The following is a 20,614-nucleotide window of genomic DNA, read 5'->3' on the forward strand; positions in this document are numbered from 1 at the left end:
ATTTTCCATAAAGACGACACGCTCTTTTCAATCATTTTGTTTTCTCTTACTATTAAAACATGTTCTACGCTCTTTCACCCGTACTTTTGTTAATTTTTTTACTTTTCATTAAAGGTAATTACTTACATATTGTCCTTAACAACCCTGATTTTGTGATTTAATCCAAAAGAATTTATGTATTTTTTATTCATTTTATTATAAAAATTCTAGCATACAAAGGTATGAACTTACATATGTATTCCGAACTAGTTCCTTTTAAAACTATGATTATTATACCATTTCATAGTATAAATCACATATAGTTAAACGTGAAGACTTTCCATTTCTTTAAGTGTTCAAAGCTATTTATTTGTAAAATAAATAGCTTCATTCCTCTATAAAGGCTACATAACTTAATTAACCATCTATTATTTGTAAAAAAACAGGCCTAAAGTTATAACCCGGCCTGTTTTGCATTCATTTCTTATTTTTCATTTTTTACAATTTGCTGTGCTTGTTTTGATACAAAGAAGCGATTCTTTTTATCCTGTATCACTACGCTGTCCATTTGAATTTCTCTTCCATTTACAATAGCAATATTTTTATTTACTGGAAAACGCACCGTTCGCTTATTGTTTGTAACAACCAGTACAGGGTTGTTTTTATCTTTTGTGTCAACCGCTACATTTGAGCCTTTAAAAGCTTTATTTGCTTCAATAAATAATTCATTTGTTAACTGGTTTAAGTTAATATTCAGTGATTTAGCCATATGTTTGGCAATATCCGTATTATCAAAGTGCCCCGTTGGTCGATTTACGCCGTATGAATACAGAAATACATCTTCACCCGTATGACCGCCTGTTGTGAATCCAAGGTTTGCTCGGTTGGCTAATAACTTCGATAGTGTAGCACTGATTTCTTTTTTATCTCTTGCTTTAGTCAGCTGCGCTTTTTCCTCTGAAGTTAGATTTGATAAACCATACAAAGCAGCTACTTCTTCTTTATTTGATAAATCTTCTTTTAATTTAGACGTAGCACCTTCTAACGTCATTTTTGCTTTTTTTAATGGATCAATATAAGCAGAAACAGGTGTGGTATCGTATCCTTTTGTTGTATTTGCATTACCGATTGAAAGACCGCTGTTTCCGTGATCGGCAATCGCAATAACCATCGTATTTCCATCTTTTTTAGCGAACTCTACTGCTTTGCCCACTGCTTCATCAAACGCTAGTACATCGCTAATCATTCCTACTGGATCATTCGCATGAGCTGCCCAATCCGTTTTGCTTCCTTCAACAAATAAGAAAAAACCGTCTTTATCTTTGGATAGTGTTGTTATTGCTTTATTTGTCATCTGGGACAACTTTGGCTGTTCTGCTTTTGTCTGCGGTCGGTCCATATCATATGCTAAGTCTCGGTCGGCGAAGCTCCCCCAGATTTTTTTGGCGTGTGACTGCTCTAATTCCTTTTTATTTTCTACAAAGTCATATCCTCTTTTATTCAATACATTGACTAAGTTTTCACCGTCTTTCCGGCTTTTTTCTTCTTTTCCTGGAAGAAGAGATTGCTTACCTCCTCCAAGCACTACATCGATGTTTTGATACACTTGCTGCTCCGCTAGCGTTTGAAAATCATCACGGCTATAGTTGTGGGCTGAAAAACCAGCTGGTGTGGCGTGCTGGATTTCAGAGGTAGCCACAATTCCTGTCGCGCGCCCTGAAAGCTTTGCTCCTTCTAGAACGTTTGCTACGGGACGAAATTGATCTTCTTTTTCTACGGATTTAACCCCGGGTGTATTCACTACTGAAGGAAGCACACCTACATAGCCTGAATTTGATTTATTTCCTGTTGCTAAAGCAGTAGCTGCCGGAGCGGAATCTGTAATAGCAGATTCTGCCGAATACGCACGTACTCCCCCGGCCATCAGCTGATCCATATGTAACGGTTTTCCCTTGTACCATCTTGCGAGTGTAGTAGCATTTGAACTCGTCCCGTCCATTACCATCATAATGACATTTTGAGGTTTCTTAGCTGACTTGTGCTCCACTTTTGCTTCCGTTTGAATAAGTGAGTTTCCTACACCAAACGATGCCAATGCTACTGCTCCTGCCAGTGTAATACCTGCTAATTTTTTCTTCATATAAATGTACCCGCTCCTTTATTTAATTGTCTTCGACATGTCTAAAGTTACCATTCAAACGTAAACCCACTGTTTATCTGCTGTAAAAGAGTGTAAAGTTTGTCTTTATATTCTTCCTTTCTTCTTAAGAAAAAATAGTCGAATAAAAAGGAAGTACATGAACAAACTACCAGTAATAGAAAGTCAAGCGAGGGGCACGGTTATGTTTAAACATTTATTTAAAAGAAAAAATGCAGACGATCAGCCCAAAAAAACATTGGATGAACTGATTAACCAATTTAAAAAATCAAGTGATTTTACAACATTAGCCATTGGCTCGCAGCACCGAAAATACATCATTACTTATTTTAAACAGCTCGTAAACATGCAAAGTGTTGAAGATAAAATACTTGAGCCTTTTCAAAAACTAGACTTCACGTTAAGCAGTGTATATGAAGTCGAAAATGTTCTGCCCATTGAAGATATTTCCGTTACAAAAGATACAAAAGAAATTTTAGAAAAGCTGCTGCGCGGCTATGTGATGTTTCAACTGCATAAAGACGATAAGCTAGTAGCTCTTATTAAAGTTCAAAGCTTTGATACGGGGTTTCGAAAAGAAAATGAAACGGAAAATGAGTTCAGCGTCGTTGGTCCTAAAATTGGTTTTGTGGAGGATTTAGATGTCAATCTCTATTTAATGAGAAAAACGGTCATTTCCGAAAACCTTATTTTTAAAGAACTCACCGTAGGAAATAAATCGAAAACGCGCGTGGTGCTTGTTTACTTAGAAGGCGTAACGAACCCTCAGCACGTAGACACCATGACCCAGCGCCTTGAAGATATTGATTTCGACGTCATTTTTGATAGTACAATGCTTGATCAATTAATTTCCGATAATTCTTCTACGGCGTTTCCGCTTTTTTTAACAACAGAGCGGATTGATCGGGTCCTGTTTAGTCTGTTAAACGGGCAAGCTGCCTTCTTTTCGAGTGGTTCACCCTACGCAGTTACAGGGCCGTCAACGTTGCTTGACTTCTTTATTTCACCTGAAGACTACTATTTACCATGGGTTCTAGGGTCATTTTTCCGGGTTATTCGTATTTTGGGCGTCTTTTTCTCTATTTTTGCTACGCCTCTTTATGTAGCCATTGTTACGTATCATTATGAGATGCTTCCAAAAGATTTGCTGGGGCCTATTATCTTTTCAAGGACAAACGTTCCTTTTCCACCGGTCATCGAAGTACTTTTTTTAGAAATCACCATTGAGCTGCTTCGGGAGGCAGGAGCCAGACTTCCAACAAAAGTAGGGCAAACACTGGGAATCGTAGGCGGGATTGTTATTGGGCAAGCAACGGTAGAAGCTGCGTTAACAAGCAATATTTTGCTTATTATTGTTTCACTGACAGCTTTAGCCTCTTTTACAACGCCTATTTTTAAAATGTCTAACACGATCCGGCTGCTACGTTTTCCGTTTATTTTGTTTGCCACTGCGTTCGGTTTAGTCGGCATCACATTTGGCTTTTGTTTCTTGCTGGTTCATTTGCTTCGCTTAAAATCTTTAGGAATGCCTTATCTTGTTCCGCTTTTTCCGTTTCGCCCCACAGAGTATAGGGATACATTTCTGCGACTGCCCTATAGTCATACGGCCAAGCGGCCAAGCTACTTGCGCCCTTTAGAGCGCTTCCGCTATAACCCTAATAAAGCGAATAAGATGAAACGAAAAAGTAATTTAGATAATGAGTAAAGCGGGGAAACGTCATGAAAAGAATACTAATTTTATGCACTTGCCTTACTTTTTTAACGAGCTGTGCAGACCGTGAAACGATTGACGAAATTCAAGTAGTCAACTCCATCGGATATGATTATATTCCTCAAAGCAATAAAGTGAGAGGAACCATTTTATACCCTATCTATAAATACGGACCAACGGAAGAACCGAGTATTATTGCGGCTACTGCTAATTCGTCATTTGATATTCCACTCCGTTTAAACAATAAATCATCTCTTCCCGTCGCGTTTGGGCAGCTGAGAAGCATCGTTATGGGAAAAGAATTTGCAACACATGGAGTAGAGGAGTTAGTAAATACAATTGCTAGAAATCCAGACCTTGGACGTAATATTAAATTAAGCATTGTAGACGGCAACGCACATGAATTATTAAGCTCCGTTACAAAAAAGAAAATTAAGGACTATCAGTTTATTTCTAATTTAATCGAACAAAATATCCGCACAGAAAATTTGCCTAACACCAATTTACAAATTTTTTTATTCAGTTTTTTTAGCGACGACCGTGACCCATACCTTCCTGTTTTAGCACAAGAAAAAGATGCTATTAAATTAAAGGGGCTGGCGCTTTTCAAAGAACAAAAAGTCGTTACAACCATCGGAATGAAAGAAACGTTTTTATTTAAGCTGCTAACAAGCGGAACAAAGCACGGCCGCTACTCAGTAAAAATTAAAGAAAGTGACCGTAAAGGCGAAATTATACTGCAAAACTTGCGAACCAAAACAAAATATGAAATTAAAGGAAATAATCAAAACCCAAGTATCGTTGCCCACTTAACTGTCGATGGTCTTGTAAAAGAGTTTCCTGGATGGATAGATTTAACAGACCCAGCCCGTATTAAAATGGTTGAAAAAACGCTTCAAAAAGATATTGAAAAAGACGGGGATGCTTTTATTAAGAAGCTTCAGCAGCACAAAATCGACCCCATTTGTTTTACAGATTATGTTCGAAGTAAAACGAGAAGGTTTAACAGTGAAAAATTCAAAGCGCAATATCCGGATATGAATATTGAAGTAAAAGCTCGCGTTCACCTTATTCAAACCGGTATTAGCAACTAGGAGGAAGAAAAGATGCACAATACAATTAAAGAAGAAAATCAAGTTTCCCCTTCTTTTCTTTTTTTCTTAGTTCACTCTACTCAGATTGGCGTTGGAATACTAGGATTTCAGCGTTATGTTATTAAAGGTGCCGGATATGAAGCATGGATATCTATCATCCTTGCAGCGATCAGCACCTGTATTTTATTGGCAATGATTTTTAATATTTTAACCCGTGAAAACAGCGATATTATTGATATTCACCGGCTATATTTTGGAAAATACCTTGGAGGGGCTTTAACCCTTGCCGCTTCCATTTATTATTTTATCTTTGCATTAACGATTTACCGAACATATGTAGAGATTTTGCAAATATGGATGTTTCCACAGTTAGAAACATGGGTCGTATCACTTGTATACCTGCCTATTATTTACTACACAGTTTCCGGTGGGTTTCGTGTGATTACTGGAATTGCCTTTTTTGGAGTCATGCTTCCCTTGCCGCTCGTATTTGCCTTACTCTATCCGTTAAAGTATGGGCACCTTAATAATTTATTTCCTTTATTTGACCACACAATATGGGAATTTTTAATTTCAACTAAAATGATGACCTTTGAGAATTTGGGATTTGAATCCGTGCTTTTTTTCTATCCATTTATAAAAAATGGCGCTACTAGTCAGAAGTGGGGGCAATATGGGGTTTTGTTCAGTACTTTTTTATATTTGTGCACAGCATTAGTATCATTTGCTTACTTTAGTCAAGGACAGTTAGGCCATACCATCTGGCCAACTTTAACAATGGCTAAAATTATTGAAATCCCATTTTTACAGCGTTTTGAATATATTTTAATTTCTCTGTGGCTTTTAGTCGTTCTTCCTACTATTGCTGTCAGCGTATGGTGTACAATTCGTGGATTTAGTAAAACATTTAATAAGCCGCCTACGATTTTTCTCATATTAGTTCTTATTGCTCTTCTTGGCTTTTCTATTTTCTTTGATGATAGAGAAACCATCGATCAGCTTAATACACGATTATCCATGACCGGCTTTTACTTTATTTATGGCTACATTCCTTTCCTTTTTCTCTATAGCCTTATTCGAGCCAAAATAAAACAAAAGAAAGCACAAAAAGAAGAGCGTGAGCCAACTTTAAGTTGAATCACGCTCTTTCTTTCATATTATTTTATTTGTTAAATAAAACAGCGTATTCCCCGTATCCTTCTTTTTCTAAATCTTCCTTCGGAACAAAGCGAAGAGCTGCTGAGTTGATGCAGTAGCGCAAGCCGCCTGCATCTTGCGGACCATCATCAAATAAATGGCCTAAATGAGAGTTAGCCGTTTTGCTTCGTACTTCTGTACGAACCATATTATGACTAACGTCCATGTTTTCTTTTACTTCATCTTTATTAATCGCTTTTGTGAAAGACGGCCATCCGCATCCGGCATCATATTTATCAGTTGAACTAAACAACGGCTCTCCTGATACGATATCTACATAAATACCATCTTCTGTATGGTCCCAAAATTCATTGCGAAACGGAGGTTCCGTTGCGTCATTTTGAGTAACTTCATATTGAATAGGCGTTAATGTCGTTTTCAGCTGCTCGTCGTGTCCAAAGTCTTTCCAGTTTTCTTTAATAAAACGATCACGTCCAGATCCGCGTCGATACATAGCATAGCGGAATTTATTTTTCTTATAGTAACCTTGATGATATTCTTCCGCTTCATAAAACGGTTTTGCCGGTAGAATTTGTGTAGCAATCGGCTCAGAAAAACGACCGCTTGCTTCTAATTGCTGCTTCGATTCTTCAGCTAGTGCCTTTTGATGTTCATTGTGATAAAAAATAGCTGTTCGATATGAATCGCCTCGATCCGCAAATTGTCCCCCTGCATCCGTTGGATCAATTTGAGGCCAGTATAGTTCTAAAAGCTTTTCATATGGAAAAACCTCTGGATCAAATGTAATTTGGACCGCTTCATAGTGGCCCGTGGTTTCTGAGCATACTTCTTTGTACGTCGGGTTCTCTTTGTGACCGCCTGTATAGCCAGATACAACTTTTATAATGCCTGGCTGTTCATCAAAGGGCTTCACCATACACCAAAAACAGCCGCCCGCAAAAGTTGCTACTTCATATTGTTCTGTCAAAAAGATGACCTCCTTCATGTGTTCTTTCTATTATTATACGCTGATTTTATGTTCTCACCAACTAACTTGCCTTTCATACTCTTTGCGTTTTAAGACAAAAAAATAATCAGTGAAAGCCATGTTCACTGATTATTCTTCCGCATTTAAAGCGCTTTATTTTTGATCGCCTTTAATTTTGTGAAACAGTTTATTCACCGTTTCAATTTCTTTATCTGTAAAGTGCTCAAAACGCTCAAGGAAATAGGCTCGTTTCTTCTCTTGAATAGCATTAAAAATATCCTGTCCTTCCTTGGTCAGTTCAATATCAATAATACGCCGATCGTTTTCAGACCGTTTGCGTGCAATGTAGCCTTTTGATAAAAGCAAGTCGGTTACCGCCGTAATGTGGCTTGCTGAAACCTGAAGATGCTTTGATAAATCAGTTGATCGCTGCCTGCCGGAATCAACCAGCATACGAAGCACCATAAATTCATTTGTTGATAGCTCTGAATTGTATACTTCATTAATTTCTTGGCGAAGCTGTCTGAACACAAAGCGAAACAGCGTCTCCATTTCTTGAACGAGCTCTTCTCTTTTTTTCACTTGTCACTCTCCTTAACGCTATCGCCTGATAACGAATATGTATTTACGAAAGTATTTCACTTTCTTAACTTAATTAGTTTTATCAAATTACTAAGCGTTTCGTCAACTATTATTGAGATTTTTTTCCACAATTCTGTACAAGTTGATGTATTTTTCATAAAATTCCATAAAAAAAGCGATTTACCGTTATGGTAAATCGCTGCTAATAGCTAAAAATACCGGTTAAAAAGCTTCTCCATCTCGGAACAGGCTTTTTACCTTTTAAGCTGTCTTCACTTTTTAACTGACTTTCAAGTTCCACTACTCGATTTTCTAATTTCGTAATAACTTTATTTAATCGATCTATTTCTGAACGATGCTCTAAAATTTGAAAAGTCACTACTTCTCCCGCTTTTTCTTCTGTACGCTTTTCATTTTCAATTAGCCTTAAAAAAAGCTGATCAAGCTGCTTTTGCATGTCTTGTGCACGTTCATCAGATATAACGACCTCCTCTTTTTCCACTACTTTTTCTACCACTTTGACGACGGCTTGACGATTGCGATTTTTTTGAAAGTTTCTAAGTGCTTCAACATTTTCTTCTGTAAACTCACAGTGTCCTGATTCATTTCTCTCTAGCTCGATATCCGCCATTTTGACCCACTTTAATACCGTACTTGGATGTATTCCCAGCGCTTTTGCCACATCTACCGTTTTCATCGTCATGTTCCATCCCTCCATTTTTTTCATTTACTAGCCATTTCGAGAGAAATTTTTAAATCCCTTCATGCGTGACAAAACTAGTATGAATTCGTCAAAGAAAGTGGACGTTCAACAAATGAAGAAAATGATGTCATTATTGCTTAGAAAAACTCGTACAATCCTTCTGCAAAATAACAAAATTCGTGCTGTGAAATCTGCTTGCCATATCCCTTAAAAAAAGACGCGCGCTCTTTACCTGTAAAGATTCCGTCTTCAAAGCGCACAGCAAGCGCCATATCATAACGAGCATCTCCGCAAGTTCCTCCGCTCCAGTCAATAACAGCTGTTTGAACGAATTTGTAAGCACTCGGGCTTTGAAAGTCCGCCAGTGCCTGTATATTTTTTAATACATAATATTCCTTATATAACCATTTTCTGTACTTTTCCCCTTTTGTCCGCTTTAAAACATACCTTCCTTTAGCGGTATGAAGGATACCAACATCCGACGTACATCCCTGCTTTGGAAACGTCACTTTTTCGATTTTTTTCACATACTTTTTTATAGAGTCAGGAATTTCTTCTACTATAATAGGATGCAACTGTCTCACTCTCCTTTCTTCCTACATTCTCTTTTAATTGCTCTTTCCCTACACAAAAAGTTGAGACATAACGAAATCAATTCAATCTAGAGACAAACAAATGGGGTAAATGAGCTATTATGAAGCGCTTGTTACCCCGCTGTTGATTTCCGTGCAAGACTTCGCTTTCCGCGGGCGGCCGGTGAGCCTCCTCGTCGCTTCCGCTCCTGTGGGATCTCACCTGTTCCGCTTTTTTTACAGGAGTCTCCGTCTTTCCCTCCAATCAACAGCTAGAAGCAGCTAACTACATACTTGAAACATACGTTCACCATTCCAATAAAAAAATCCGAACGATTACTCGTTCGGACCTTCCTTCAACTAAACTACTTTTGCCCAGTCTCTTAACCTTTACCAAGCACCCAGCGGCTTTTCGTAAACATCGTATAACCAACCGCAAATAAAACAACCGTACAAACCGATAAGCTTCCTATTGTATAGACGAGACTCTGCATGTCATAGACACCGTAGAGAAGCTGTTTCATAAGTGCAAATACGTTATAAATAGGAATTAAAAAGACATTGGACTGCAGCTCGTTTACAGATTTTCCCATCAGTAAAAAGCATGGCAGTATCGCTACTGTAACAATTTGCGATGTATAGCTTTGCGCTTCTTTAACCGAACTTGCTAAGAGACTAAAGATACAAAGAATTAGCCCTGCTAATAAGGCAAACAAAGTGATAGCCACTAGTAATGAAGCGCTAAAAGCAATGAGATGATTATTTAGATTCAAGGCATCATTTAACGTCACGGTAAAGTAGCGTACAAAAAGCACAAATGAAATAGTAGAAAGCACTCCGCTTAAGACCCCAAATGTAGAAATAGTAAACCACTTCCCTATTAGTAAATGTAGTCTTTTAATAGGAGCCATGAGTAGAGCTTCCATCGTTTTTCGCTCTTTTTCTCCTGCGAAAATATCATTAGCGGAAGGTACAATACCACCTAACACCCCTATAGCAATAATCATAGGAGCATAAATTGCCACCATAATTAATGAACTATTATCTTTATTTGAAAGGCTTTGTTCCTTGACATAGAAGGGCTGAATCGTTTGATCATTAATATTTAATTGTGTTAAACGTTCTTTTATAATGCCGTCCCTCTGTTTATTTAATATAGCTGTAACGTACTCTGTTGTACGTGAAGATTCTACGCTATCTGGACTTGTATAAATCATTACGTCCGGCGATTGCATATGGAGAATTTTATCAGAAAATTTCTTATCAACTTTTAAAGCTACTGATGCTTTGCCTTTTTCCACTGTTTGAAGTGGATCTTCGCTTTCCACAACTTGAAGGTTTCTATCTTTCTTTAACCATTCCACTACACTTGTATCTGAGCCTTTCTCAACAGCTATGGACATACCATCAGGTTGATTACTAGACATCATTCTATCTACAAAAAACAGCATCCCTACATTTAATAAAATCGGAATCAACACACTAAAGATAATCGTCTTTCGATCTCGCAAACAATCAATTAACTCTTTTTTATAAATATGCCAAATCATATTAAGCCCCCCTCACGATACGCGACATAAAGATATAGTTTAAATCTGTGCTTTCTTCTTCTTTATAAAGCTGTTCATTTGTTCCTTGATAAATCATTTTTCCTTTATGAATCATGATGATAGACTGACACAGCATCTCCACTTCTTCCATAATGTGACTGGAAAAAATAATCGTTTTTCCTTCTCTTTGCAGACTTTTAATAAGCTCACGAAACATGTTTGCTGATGTAATGTCTAATCCTGTAGTCGGCTCATCAAATAGGATAACGTCCGGGTTATGAAGAATAGTGCGTGCAATGGCTACTTTTTGACGCATTCCTTTTGAAAAGCCTCCGACGCGGCGATCCAAGTAGTCTTTCATTCCAAAACGTTTGGCCAGTTCCTCAATCCTTATCTTTGTTTCATGTTTGCTCATGCCATAAAACTTAGCAAAATAAGCTAAGTTTTCACGAGCGGTCAAACGGTCGTATAAGCCTGTTTCACCGCCAAAAAGCACGCCAATTCTTTGTTTTATTTTATCCGGCTGTTTATGAATGTTAATTCCGTGAATGAACATATTACCTTCCGATGGCTCAAGTACAGTCGACAGCATACGTAAAAGAGTTGTTTTCCCCGCACCATTTTCACCTAATAGCCCTACAATTTCTCCTTGTGAGATAGTTACATGAATATCTTGAACTGCTGCAATTGTTTGCTTTTTCTCTTTAAAATATTTCGTAACACCTTTGATTTCAATCATATCCGCTCTCCCCTTTTACTGTGATTGACTATATCTTAGCTTATTTTTCATACAGCATCTTCCATCTTGTCATAAAGAGGGTTTTTTATGTCGCGAAACGTCCTTTCCACCTTGTAAATCATGGTAAAATAGTGTGGTAATATCCAATAGAATGAAACAAAGAGGGTTTTTATTTATGAAAGTAGGATTAGTGGACGATCATTCATATGATTTAGAGAAATTGAGGATTTCTTTAGAAAGAGAAGATGATATAGACATACTTTTTTCGACTAGCAGCGCGGAGGAAGCTTATAACGAAATTAAAAAAAATGAAATTGATTTATTAATTACAGATATTGAAATGCCAAAGCTATCAGGTTATGAGCTTGCAGACTTTATCAATGCCTACGCACTTGATATTCAAGTCATCTTTGTCACTGGGCACAGCGGCTTTGCCGTTCATGCATTTGAACTCAACGTTTTAGACTACATTATGAAGCCTTATTCTAAAGAGCGTTTGTTAAAAGGCATTCAGCGTTTTCATCAAAAAAAACAATCAACTGACACAAGAGATAAGCTTATTTTAAAACAAAAAACCGAAATGCAAGTGCTGAACAAACAAGATATTATATATGCAGAACGAACAGGTCGCTCTACCACAATCATAACGACAAATGGAGAATTTAGTACCTATCAATCATTAAACGAAATTGAAAAAGAATTAACAGCGAGTCATTTTCTAAGGTCTCATCGAGCTTTTATTATCAACATTTCCTATATTCAAAATTTCTCCCTGTATACTAAGCACTCCTACTCAGTGATGTTTCAAAGCACCGAAAAAACAGCTTTAATCACGAAAACAAATTTAGACATCTTGCAAAAAGAATACTTTTAAAGGAGGGACTATCTAAAATGAAACTATTTTACACACTAGTTTTACTAACTGTTTTCGTGCTCCTCTTTTTTAAAGACCTGCCTGTTAGTTTACATCTCCTACTTAGTTCTTTTATAATTGGTTCATTTTTTATATGGAGAAAGAAATATCAAACGGCTCCTTCACTAACTATAAAAAAAGCAATCGTACTGACGTCTTTTTTCCTGCTTTTATTTAGCCTATCTTCACCTTTTAGTATTGGCCTAACCGTTATCGCAATGATTGGTTACATGACCGACATGTTTTCGTCTTATCAACAATACATATTCGTAACCAACCGGGAAAGCAGTGCTTCACGTGAAATTCAAAAAAACAATGAGCTTTTTCAAGCGTTAAGGGCTGAAAGACATGATTTTATTAAACATGTCAGTGCCGTATCCTATCTTCTAGAAACAAATCAAAGACAGCAGGCACAAGAGTATATTCAAGATTACGTTGAAGCTTTGAATGATACCCATTCATATATTCAAGGTGAACATTCGCACGTTGCTTCTGTTGTACATCAAAGCAAGAATCAAGCACATACGTGGGGAATACATATGAATGTTCAATTAGATTCACCTTTATCACAGCTGCCTTTAAAGCATCTTGACCAAATGAATCTCATCATGAATTTACTGCATAATGCTTTAGAAGCCGCTCATTCTTCTGAGAAAAAAGAGATAACCGTTTCGAGTATGATCCGAAGCGGCATTTACATTTTAGAAGTCAGCAATTCTACCGCTCCTTTATCACGAGAGCGTCAAGATCACTTGTTTACTTCTTTTCATGTTACAGAAAAGAAAGAACGCCACGAAGGCCTTGGCACGTGGATTATTTCTGAACTTGTTTCCAACTACCACGGACGCTTGGAATATACGTATAACGATTTAACTCTTTCCATTAAAATAAAATTTCCAATAGTCGTTGCCTCAAAACAAGCAACATAGCCGCTGCAGCCCAAGCGGCTTTTTTTCGTATGAGCCTCTTCTATACGCACACACTATAAAAAGCACCGAAAAAAAGAAATATTTCACACTTGTTTTAGCTCTTTTATCGTCACTTTTTTAGTTTTTGATTTTTTATATGCAAATCTATTGCATTTCAAGTAAAAAACGAATATTATATATCATGTTGCTTTTAATGTTCGTTATTTTTGGAGGTTACTTATGTTTAAGTTAAAAGAATATAACACGGATGCTAAAACGGAGATTTTAGCTGGTATTACAACGTTTTTAACCATGATTTATATCGTCATTGTGAACCCAGTTATTTTGTCCAGCGCCGGCGTTCCTTTTGATCAAGTATTTACAGCTACTATTATTTCAGCAGTCGTAGCTACGCTATGGATGGCTCTTGCAGCTAACTATCCAATCGCTATTGCTCCCGGTATGGGAATGAATGCATACTTTGCTGCTTTAGTTGTTGGTTCAAATGGAAGTATCGACTATGCTACTGCTTTTTCAGCTGTATTCGTAGCGGGTATTATCTTTATCATCCTATCGTTAACATCGTTTCGTGAAAAATTAATTGAAGCTATTCCAAACAATTTAAAGCACGCGATTAGTGCTGGTATCGGTTTATTTATTGCGTTTATCGGGCTTCGTTCAGCCGGTATTATTGTTGCAAATAAGTCAAATTTAATTGGACTTGGTGATTTGCAGTCTGAAAAAGTAGTTTTAACACTGATTGGACTTGCGATTACAATCATTTTATATACGCTAAATGTAAACGGCGCTTTATTCTTCGGTATGATTATTACGGGGTTAATTGCTTTCTTTAGAGGACAGCTTTCATTTGATAAAGGTTTGTTTGCTTCTCCTCACCTTCCAGACGGCTTAATGATTTCAAATCCTTTTGCTGCTTTTGGAGATGTTATTCATCATGATCTGTACACAGTTGTTTTTTCTTTCTTACTTGTTACAATTTTTGATACAACAGGTACAATGGTAGGAGTAGCTCAACAGGCCGGTCTTATGAAAGGTAATAAGATGCCTCGCGTACGTCAAGCATTGCTTGCTGACTCATTTGGTACAACGATTGGAGCTTTATTTGGTACAAGCCCAACAACGGCTTACGTTGAATCTTCATCTGGTGTAGCAGCAGGCGGACGTACAGGTCTAACAGGTGTGACGGTAGCCATTTTATTTATTGTTGCAGCGTTCTTTAGTCCGGTTGTAAGCTCGGTTTCTGGCGTAGCAGCTATTACTTCACCTGCATTAATTATTGTCGGAAGCTTGATGATGGGTGCTGTAGCTAAAATTAATTGGAATGACTTTGATGAAGCGTTCCCTGCCTTTTTAGTTGTTCTAGCGATGCCTCTTACATCAAGTATTGCAACAGGAATTGCGCTAGGCTTCATTTCTTATCCGTTAATGAAGCTGGTAAAAGGAAAAGGCAAACAAGTCCATCCACTTGTGTATGTCTTTGCTGTTTTATTTCTCTATCAGCTCATCTTTTTACCGCATTAAAAAAGCTTGGAGATTCGTCTCCAAGCTTTTTTTATTGAAAGTGATTGTTATTTTCTTTTGTTTGATAAAGATAATTTTCCACATAGATTTGTTCTGCATCAGAAGCATTCTTTATTCCTTCTTCTGGATCTAATTCGATACTTCTCTTCTTAGCTATATAATCCACTAGCGCCCCAAACCCTAAAAGACCGCCTATGATCCCAGCAAATACAATCCATATTGGCAATCGCTTCACGTCCCTTTTCTTTTAATTGTATCATCCTCAGCAAAACAGGTAAATATTAACATAGTTATCCATTTGTAAATAAAACGCTTTTTACCAAATATACGTAAAAAACTTCTTTGTATTTGGTATACTAAACTCACGGCATGTTCTACAGAGAAAGGGGCTTAATTGCATATGAACAAACAGCTTGGAACGTTAATGTTTGTTATTTTTATGGTATTTGTCGGCTTTGGAGTGATCATCCCCATCGTACCTGAAGTTATTCGTGCCACGGGTGCAAGCACGGTCAATTTAGGAGTACTAATGGCTAGCTATTCGATCGCATCTTTTATTACCGCACCTTTTTGGGGGAAGCTTTCCGATATAAAAGGCCGGCGTCCCATCTTACTTTGGGGCTTACTCGGCTTTAGCGCAAGCTTTTTTCTTTTTTCGGTGGCAGAAAACTCTCTGACTTTAATGTATACGTCGCGCATCATCGGAGGTTTGTTCGCAGGAGCTGTTATTCCTTGTGCTTTTGCATATGCTTCTGATAGTACAGATGAAGAAAACCGAACGAAAGCAATGGGACTGTTAGGAATGTCGATTGGCTTAGGCTTTATTTTTGGACCGGCATTAGGCGGCGTCCTTTCATCTTTCGGCTTGTTTGTTCCCTTCGTTATCTCTGGTATCTTGTCACTGATTATGACAGCGTTCTCATTCTTTACGTTAAAAGAATCTTTACGAAAAGAATCTGCTGATAAAGTACAGACATCGAGATGGCATGACTTCACGTCAGATTTTCAAGGAGCTATGAAGTATTTATATGTTCTTTCATTTTTAGCGACTTTTACGCTCGCTGGTTTAGAAGCTACTTTTCAATTTTTTCAAATAGCGAAAATTAATGCTACTCCTACGACAATCGGATGGATGTTTATGGCGAGCGGTTTAACTCAAGCGCTGATTCAAGGCGGTGTGCTGCAGCGATTTAAAAAAGGAAATGAAAAAAAGCTGATGGCCATTGGCTTATTGGTTTCAGCAATAGGATTTACGTCTATTTTGTTATCTTCTAGTGCCGTTAATGCTACCTTATTTTTGTGCATATTTACAGCAGGAAATGCCCTTATTCGTCCTTGTGTCCTCTCATTAATTACAATGAGAACCAAAGTAGGATATGGCTCTGCTTCGGGGCTAACCGCCTCAATGGATAGCTTAGGGCGTATTTTTGGTCCTCTGCTTGGTGCATTTGCCTTTAAACTCAATATGACGCTGCCCTTTATTATCGGAGCAGTTGTCACTTTAGCTGCTTTACTGCTGATTCAGCGTCATACAGCTCTAGATTATTCTGAGCAAACACTCTCATCGTAGAGGCCGGGACAACATTATTTTAGTCGAAAGAAGATCCGAACGGTGAATCGAGATTTTTGATGGAGAATCCAGCGCGTTCGGATTTTTTATTGTTAGGAGTATTCTAGCTGTGTTAATTGGAAATCAACAGTCGATTCCTACTAGCTCATTTGTTGGCCTTTAGATTAATTTAGCGATGTCTTAACCTCTTTTCATCGTTACTAACACAAGGTTATCAGCAGCTGCAGTGTGTTTTATAATTGAAAACTGATGCGCTTTGTACAGCTTAATCGCAGGTGTATTTTTTTCGGCTGTAGACACCATACATTCACATTCAGAATATCTTTGAAGTACATGTGTTAAAAGACGGCTTCCGATTCCTTTTCGAAAGTAACGAGGACGCACAACGAGGCGGCAAATCGTTAATCGCTCATTTTCTTTTTCAAACGACAGCACTCCTGCTAGCTTACCTTCAATCATTTCTCCGATAAACACTTCCTTGCTTTTCATAATATCTTCTTTGCTTTCTGTAAGCTGAGGAATATCTGAAAAACCAATGAGCCTTGCTTCTTCTTGATAAGCTTCTACTTGCACAGCTACTATTTGAAGAGCGATATCTACTCTTTGATGTTCGAGGATTTGAAGCATGAAAACCACTCCATTTCTTTCACAAATTTAGACAAATTCCATGTTTTCACTATATCCAAACGCCTTCCTTGTACATATTGTATTATATACCGAATTAGCCAGGAGGTGTTTATATGCATATCACTGCTGAAAGAATTAGAGAAGCAACAGAAGCGATTGCTTCTACTGAGCTTGAAACGTTTATGTACCAAGAGCCAACTGCTCTTCACAGACGCTCTCGTCGTCGTTCTACTCGCCGTTCTACTCGCCGCACTACTCGCCGCACTACTCGCCGCACTACTCGTCGCACTACTCGCCGCACTACTCGCCGCACTACTCGCCGCACTACTCGCCGTTCTACTCGCCGCACTACTCGCCGTTCTACTCGCCGTTCTACTCGCCGTTCTACTCGCCGTTCTACTCGCCGTTCTACTCGCCGTTCTACTCGTCGTTCTAGCCGTCGCCGCTGTCGCTGCGGTTCACCTTGCTGCTCATACCCATGGTTTAATAAATCATTTGGCTGCTGCTTTAAAGGGCATGGCTGTCGTCGCTAAATAAATCTAAAGCAAGTCGAGTTTAAAACATACGCGGCTTGCTTTTTTTAAGATTTTTATTTTACATAATCATTCGTTTTACTCTTCTTGAAAAGGAAAACAACGTATAATAATGGGAAAGAATCTCTCTTAAAAGGAGGCCTATCCATGCACTTATCTTTTGATCATCTTGTTCATTTTTCACCTGATCCTATTAAAGCTCAGAAAGAACTAAACGAATATGGAATAAATGTCATTAAAGGCGGCATCCATGAAAAATGGGGCACTTTTAACACGTTGGCTTATTTTAACCTCAGCTATATTGAATGGCTTGGGCTTAGAGATATCGCGTTAGCTCAAAACGTTACAGATAATGACCTTATTCAGCAGCTTGTTAACGAACATACACCGCTTGGTCATTTTGGCCGATTTGCACTTCGTACAGATGATATGGATTTGCTGATAAAAGAGCTGGAAAGCAAGAACGTCACTGTAAAAGGCCCTGTAGCGGGTTCTCGCCAAACCAATGATGGAGAAAGACTTCAATGGAAAATGTGTTTTATTGAAGCTGACCACGATTCCCTGCCTCTTCCTTTTTTTATTGAATGGGGTGAACCAGAAGAAAAACGCAAGCCAAAGCTAGCGGATCTTTCTTCCCACCAAGCTGGTCAGCTGCAGCTAAAAAATATTTACTGTGCTGTACATAACCTCGAAGAATCCATCAGCAAGTGGACGAAACTGCTGGACGTTCAGTCTGGCGAAAGCTACAAAGACTCTTTACTTGATGCACGTTGTCAAAAACTATATGTCAATGGAGGAAACCTTATTTTTTGCAGCGGAACACAAGGTGTTGTCCATGATACATTAAAAAAAGTTGGAGAACGTCCATTTTTGGTTGAATTGGATCACGCTCTAACACCGCAACAAATTACCGTACAAGGAGCTTTTTTTAAATTCAACAAATAAACATCCGCGGACGGATGTTTATTTGTGTGCTTCTTTTATAGCTTGATAAATGAAATGAGGCAAAATTTCAAAGGAATACTGAACGTCTAATCTTTCGGTCCATTGATGCGCATCTCTTCCCAGCGGTCCAATGTTCAGCACCGGCATCTTCAGCTCCTCTAGCTCTTCTAACGGGATATGATACCCTTTATTCCATAGGGGCATATTGGCTACTAACGTGTTAAATGTATGAAGCGGATGCTGCAGGCTGGCATAGCTTAAATCCGAAATTCCGCCAAAATAGCTTTGTTCAACTAGCTCCAATTGGAATTGCTCTTTGGCAGTTGCCTGTACGTTTGACAAAATCTCTTGTACAAACGGATCATCATGTGAACAAACGGCCGGATAAAAAGGCGGCGTAAAAAATAAGACCATCATCGGAGCTGCTTCTTTACATAAACCAGCTAAAGAGTTTACTAATTTAATGGTTTTATTTCTGTCATCCTCCTCTTGTGCCAAAAGTGCTGCTTCCATTTCGTGCACATATTTTTCGCCGTGCTGTTTGACTGCATGAGTATAAAGTTCTTCATACGTCCATACGTTCACGTCAAGAGATGAACCCTTCATTCCCTCAGCGTACTGCCTAGCGGCTTTATTATAATGTTTTTTTACATTCAAAGCCGCTTTGTCAGCCGATTTCAACAGCAGATCTGTTACTTCTTTAAGAGAGCGGTTTAACATAAATAAATTAAATAATACAACGGCAGAGTGCGGAACTTGAACTGAATACTCTTCTTTTAAATCTTTTTGTATCAGCACCGTAGGAGGTGGACTCGTTTCATCTCTTACTTTTTCGCAAAAATCAACGTTTAATTCTATTTCTTTTGTTAAATAAGAAGCTAGTAAATTAGCATTTAAACCAGCTAGCGGTTCCCCTACATGAGTTTCTTTTCCATAACACAAAAAGCTTGGCATGATTTTTCCAATCGATCCTGAGTACACATAGTTCGTTTGATCTCCAGGATAGCGGCTGAACACCGGTTCTGCATTTAGCATGAGAGAAAAATCCAGCTGATGTTTGCGGGCAAGTTCTAAAAGAACAGGCACTGCTTTTCTCATCCCAAGCGAATTTACTTCTTCATCCGGTACCGACAGCAGCAGGATGTTTCCGTCAAACTCTCCGTTGCATGCTCGTTCAACCATACTGATATGCAAGGCAATGCCTGCTTTCATGTCCATCGTTCCTCGGCCAAAAAGCCAGTCTCCTTTTATCATATCTTTTTGTACGTGCGCCGGAACTTGTTCCATATGGTTATAAAAAGTACTCGTTAATGTATCAGCGTGAAAAGCATCCTTTTTCCACTGTCCATAATCTTGTACATCCACTACATCGTAATGACTTACTAGTACAACTGTTTTATTCGTATTTTTCCCTTGAACAAAAGCTGTGACAATCGATCGCCCGTCTCCTGTTGAATGAAGCTCGACTTGCTCGTTTTTTTGAAAGTAAGGCAGCTTCAATAAATACGACGCTATCGATTCAGCCATTTCCACTTCTGCCATCGTTCCTGTCACGCTAGGTATAGAAACCAATTCGCTTACAAGTTTTTTTAACTGTTCTTTTGTTTGATACAAAGATGTTTTGTTCGACATACCCTTCATCTCTTTCCTTTTTCTAAATTTTCTATCAAACAAAACCATTCGTCAATCCCTTTGACAGAGACCCTTTCATTCTATCCCTATGTATCATAGTATGGCGCTGCCTTTATGCACATGATAAAAAAAGAGTGCGCGGCTAGGGATAGCACCGCACACTCTTTTTTTACTTTTGGTCATCTTCTAAAAAATCTAGGATACGATCAATAAGCTGTTCGCTTCCTGCATCGTTTCCGTGTTCAAGAGACATTTCCATTTCAATGCTCCTTTCATAAAATATTCTTGTTTTATAACATACCACAATTCATTTCGAATGTAACCTTTAATTTGTGTAAAAATTTCGACAATTTATGATTAATTTTAAAACCTAGTGAGTATTGATTATACCCACCAGATTCTTTGCTTGTCAAAAACCATGCTTTCTATTTAAAAACACTTAAAAAATAGAGGCGCGAGCAGACTTCTTCTATAAAAGACAGCCTACTCGCTCAAGCTTGGAACAGCATGATGAATAAATTTCTAGTTCATTTGCTTTTTGTATATCTTTAATATCTATGCCTACAGCATATGTACGAACATGGTTTTCGACCACAATTTCATAAAATGTTTCTAACTCACGATAAGCTACTTGATAATGCTTTCCTAATAATTTCACTGCTTCCTTTAATGCTTTCTCTCCTGTATGTGCTGCAACTGCTGTATGACTCATAAAACCCTCTCCTTTTAGA

Annotated in this window: 21 protein-coding genes; 9 read left to right on the forward strand and 12 right to left on the reverse strand. The window is 38.1% G+C overall.

All coding sequences use genetic code 11. From position 1 onward, the window contains the following. Nucleotides 1-463: 463 nt before the first annotated feature. Nucleotides 464-2,119, reverse strand: coding sequence for an alkaline phosphatase (locus AC1DEF_RS17340; protein WP_477727460.1), 1,656 nt, complete (start codon nt 2,117-2,119; stop codon nt 464-466). 202 nt (nt 2,120-2,321) lie between these two features. Between AC1DEF_RS17340 and AC1DEF_RS17345 the strand changes: the two genes are divergently transcribed. The 3 genes from AC1DEF_RS17345 to AC1DEF_RS17355 are packed head-to-tail and all read left to right on the forward strand — an operon-like array spanning nt 2,322 to nt 6,079. After that, nucleotides 2,322-3,842 carry a spore germination protein gene (locus tag AC1DEF_RS17345; protein WP_097824038.1) on the forward strand — a complete coding sequence of 507 codons (1,521 nt, stop codon included), beginning with the start codon at nt 2,322-2,324 and terminating at the stop codon, nt 3,840-3,842. 14 nt (nt 3,843-3,856) lie between these two features. Beyond that, nucleotides 3,857-4,942 carry a Ger(x)C family spore germination protein gene (locus AC1DEF_RS17350; protein WP_097824039.1) on the forward strand — a complete coding sequence of 362 codons (1,086 nt, stop codon included), beginning with the start codon at nt 3,857-3,859 and terminating at the stop codon, nt 4,940-4,942. Between the two features lie 12 nt (nt 4,943-4,954). Beyond that, nucleotides 4,955-6,079 carry a GerAB/ArcD/ProY family transporter gene (locus AC1DEF_RS17355; protein WP_097824040.1) on the forward strand — a complete coding sequence of 375 codons (1,125 nt, stop codon included), beginning with the start codon at nt 4,955-4,957 and terminating at the stop codon, nt 6,077-6,079. A gap of 25 nt (nt 6,080-6,104) precedes the next feature. Here AC1DEF_RS17355 and msrA read toward each other — a convergent pair whose 3' ends face one another. The 7 genes from msrA to AC1DEF_RS17390 all read right to left on the reverse strand — a co-directional run bounded on the left by msrA (nt 6,105) and on the right by AC1DEF_RS17390 (nt 11,213). Continuing rightward, entirely contained in the window at nt 6,105-7,067 is a 963-nt protein-coding gene (gene msrA / locus AC1DEF_RS17360; protein WP_097824041.1) for a peptide-methionine (S)-S-oxide reductase MsrA, read from the reverse strand. A gap of 153 nt (nt 7,068-7,220) precedes the next feature. Beyond that, a complete protein-coding gene (locus AC1DEF_RS17365; protein WP_097824042.1) occupies nt 7,221-7,649 on the reverse strand; it encodes a MarR family winged helix-turn-helix transcriptional regulator in 429 nt (142 codons plus the stop codon). A gap of 202 nt (nt 7,650-7,851) precedes the next feature. Continuing rightward, the gene (locus AC1DEF_RS17370; protein WP_034653601.1) at nt 7,852-8,352 is read right to left on the reverse strand and encodes a MerR family transcriptional regulator; all 501 of its coding nucleotides are present in this window, start codon (nt 8,350-8,352) and stop codon (nt 7,852-7,854) included. Nucleotides 8,353-8,489: 137 nt separating this feature from the next. Then, the gene (locus tag AC1DEF_RS17375) at nt 8,490-8,936 is read right to left on the reverse strand and encodes a hypothetical protein (RefSeq protein WP_318331092.1); all 447 of its coding nucleotides are present in this window, start codon (nt 8,934-8,936) and stop codon (nt 8,490-8,492) included. 122 nt (nt 8,937-9,058) lie between these two features. Then, nucleotides 9,059-9,193 (reverse strand): hypothetical protein, encoded by a 135-nt coding sequence (locus AC1DEF_RS17380; protein WP_318331091.1) that lies wholly within the window; start codon nt 9,191-9,193, stop codon nt 9,059-9,061. A gap of 114 nt (nt 9,194-9,307) precedes the next feature. Beyond that, the gene (locus tag AC1DEF_RS17385; RefSeq protein ID WP_318331090.1) at nt 9,308-10,474 is read right to left on the reverse strand and encodes an ABC transporter permease; all 1,167 of its coding nucleotides are present in this window, start codon (nt 10,472-10,474) and stop codon (nt 9,308-9,310) included. A 1-nt stretch (nt 10,475) separates the two neighbouring features. Continuing rightward, complete coding sequence (locus AC1DEF_RS17390; protein ID WP_028407859.1) at nt 10,476-11,213, reverse strand: ABC transporter ATP-binding protein; 738 nt, start codon at nt 11,211-11,213, stop codon at nt 10,476-10,478. Nucleotides 11,214-11,388: 175 nt separating this feature from the next. Between AC1DEF_RS17390 and AC1DEF_RS17395 the strand changes: the two genes are divergently transcribed. The 3 genes from AC1DEF_RS17395 (at nt 11,389) to AC1DEF_RS17405 (ending at nt 14,576) form a co-directional block, all read left to right on the forward strand. Then, entirely contained in the window at nt 11,389-12,087 is a 699-nt protein-coding gene (locus AC1DEF_RS17395) for a LytR/AlgR family response regulator transcription factor (RefSeq protein ID WP_318331089.1), read from the forward strand. Between the two features lie 17 nt (nt 12,088-12,104). Further along, entirely contained in the window at nt 12,105-13,055 is a 951-nt protein-coding gene (locus AC1DEF_RS17400) for a sensor histidine kinase (RefSeq protein ID WP_318331088.1), read from the forward strand. Between the two features lie 219 nt (nt 13,056-13,274). Beyond that, nucleotides 13,275-14,576, forward strand: a complete 1,302-nt coding sequence (locus tag AC1DEF_RS17405) for an NCS2 family permease (RefSeq protein WP_013055916.1) — start codon at nt 13,275-13,277, stop codon at nt 14,574-14,576. Between the two features lie 31 nt (nt 14,577-14,607). Here the strand turns inward: AC1DEF_RS17405 and AC1DEF_RS17410 are convergent, their stop codons facing one another. Next, nucleotides 14,608-14,802 (reverse strand): hypothetical protein, encoded by a 195-nt coding sequence (locus AC1DEF_RS17410; RefSeq protein WP_013082184.1) that lies wholly within the window; start codon nt 14,800-14,802, stop codon nt 14,608-14,610. A 174-nt stretch (nt 14,803-14,976) separates the two neighbouring features. Between AC1DEF_RS17410 and AC1DEF_RS17415 the strand changes: the two genes are divergently transcribed. Then, nucleotides 14,977-16,146, forward strand: a complete 1,170-nt coding sequence (locus tag AC1DEF_RS17415) for an MFS transporter (protein ID WP_050688235.1) — start codon at nt 14,977-14,979, stop codon at nt 16,144-16,146. Nucleotides 16,147-16,326: 180 nt separating this feature from the next. Here the strand turns inward: AC1DEF_RS17415 and AC1DEF_RS17420 are convergent, their stop codons facing one another. After that, entirely contained in the window at nt 16,327-16,773 is a 447-nt protein-coding gene (locus AC1DEF_RS17420) for a GNAT family N-acetyltransferase (RefSeq protein ID WP_097824047.1), read from the reverse strand. A gap of 113 nt (nt 16,774-16,886) precedes the next feature. On the opposite strand from AC1DEF_RS17420, the gene AC1DEF_RS17425 reads away from it, so the two are divergent. Both AC1DEF_RS17425 and AC1DEF_RS17430 read left to right on the forward strand, forming a co-directional pair. Further along, on the forward strand, nt 16,887-17,306 hold the full coding sequence (locus AC1DEF_RS17425; RefSeq protein ID WP_477727461.1) for a CotG/ExsB N-terminal domain-containing protein: 420 nt from the start codon (nt 16,887-16,889) through the stop codon (nt 17,304-17,306). 147 nt (nt 17,307-17,453) lie between these two features. Then, nucleotides 17,454-18,251 (forward strand): VOC family protein, encoded by a 798-nt coding sequence (locus AC1DEF_RS17430; RefSeq protein ID WP_097824049.1) that lies wholly within the window; start codon nt 17,454-17,456, stop codon nt 18,249-18,251. An 18-nt stretch (nt 18,252-18,269) separates the two neighbouring features. On the opposite strand, the gene AC1DEF_RS17435 is transcribed toward AC1DEF_RS17430, so the two are convergent. Both AC1DEF_RS17435 and AC1DEF_RS17440 read right to left on the reverse strand, forming a co-directional pair. Then, nucleotides 18,270-19,883, reverse strand: a complete 1,614-nt coding sequence (locus AC1DEF_RS17435) for a M20/M25/M40 family metallo-hydrolase (RefSeq protein ID WP_377577911.1) — start codon at nt 19,881-19,883, stop codon at nt 18,270-18,272. 469 nt (nt 19,884-20,352) lie between these two features. Continuing rightward, nucleotides 20,353-20,595 carry a hypothetical protein gene (locus AC1DEF_RS17440; protein WP_013082177.1) on the reverse strand — a complete coding sequence of 81 codons (243 nt, stop codon included), beginning with the start codon at nt 20,593-20,595 and terminating at the stop codon, nt 20,353-20,355. Between the last annotated feature and the right edge of the window lie 19 nt (nt 20,596-20,614).

The sequence above is a fragment of the Priestia sp. 10L35 genome, assembly GCF_056395685.1.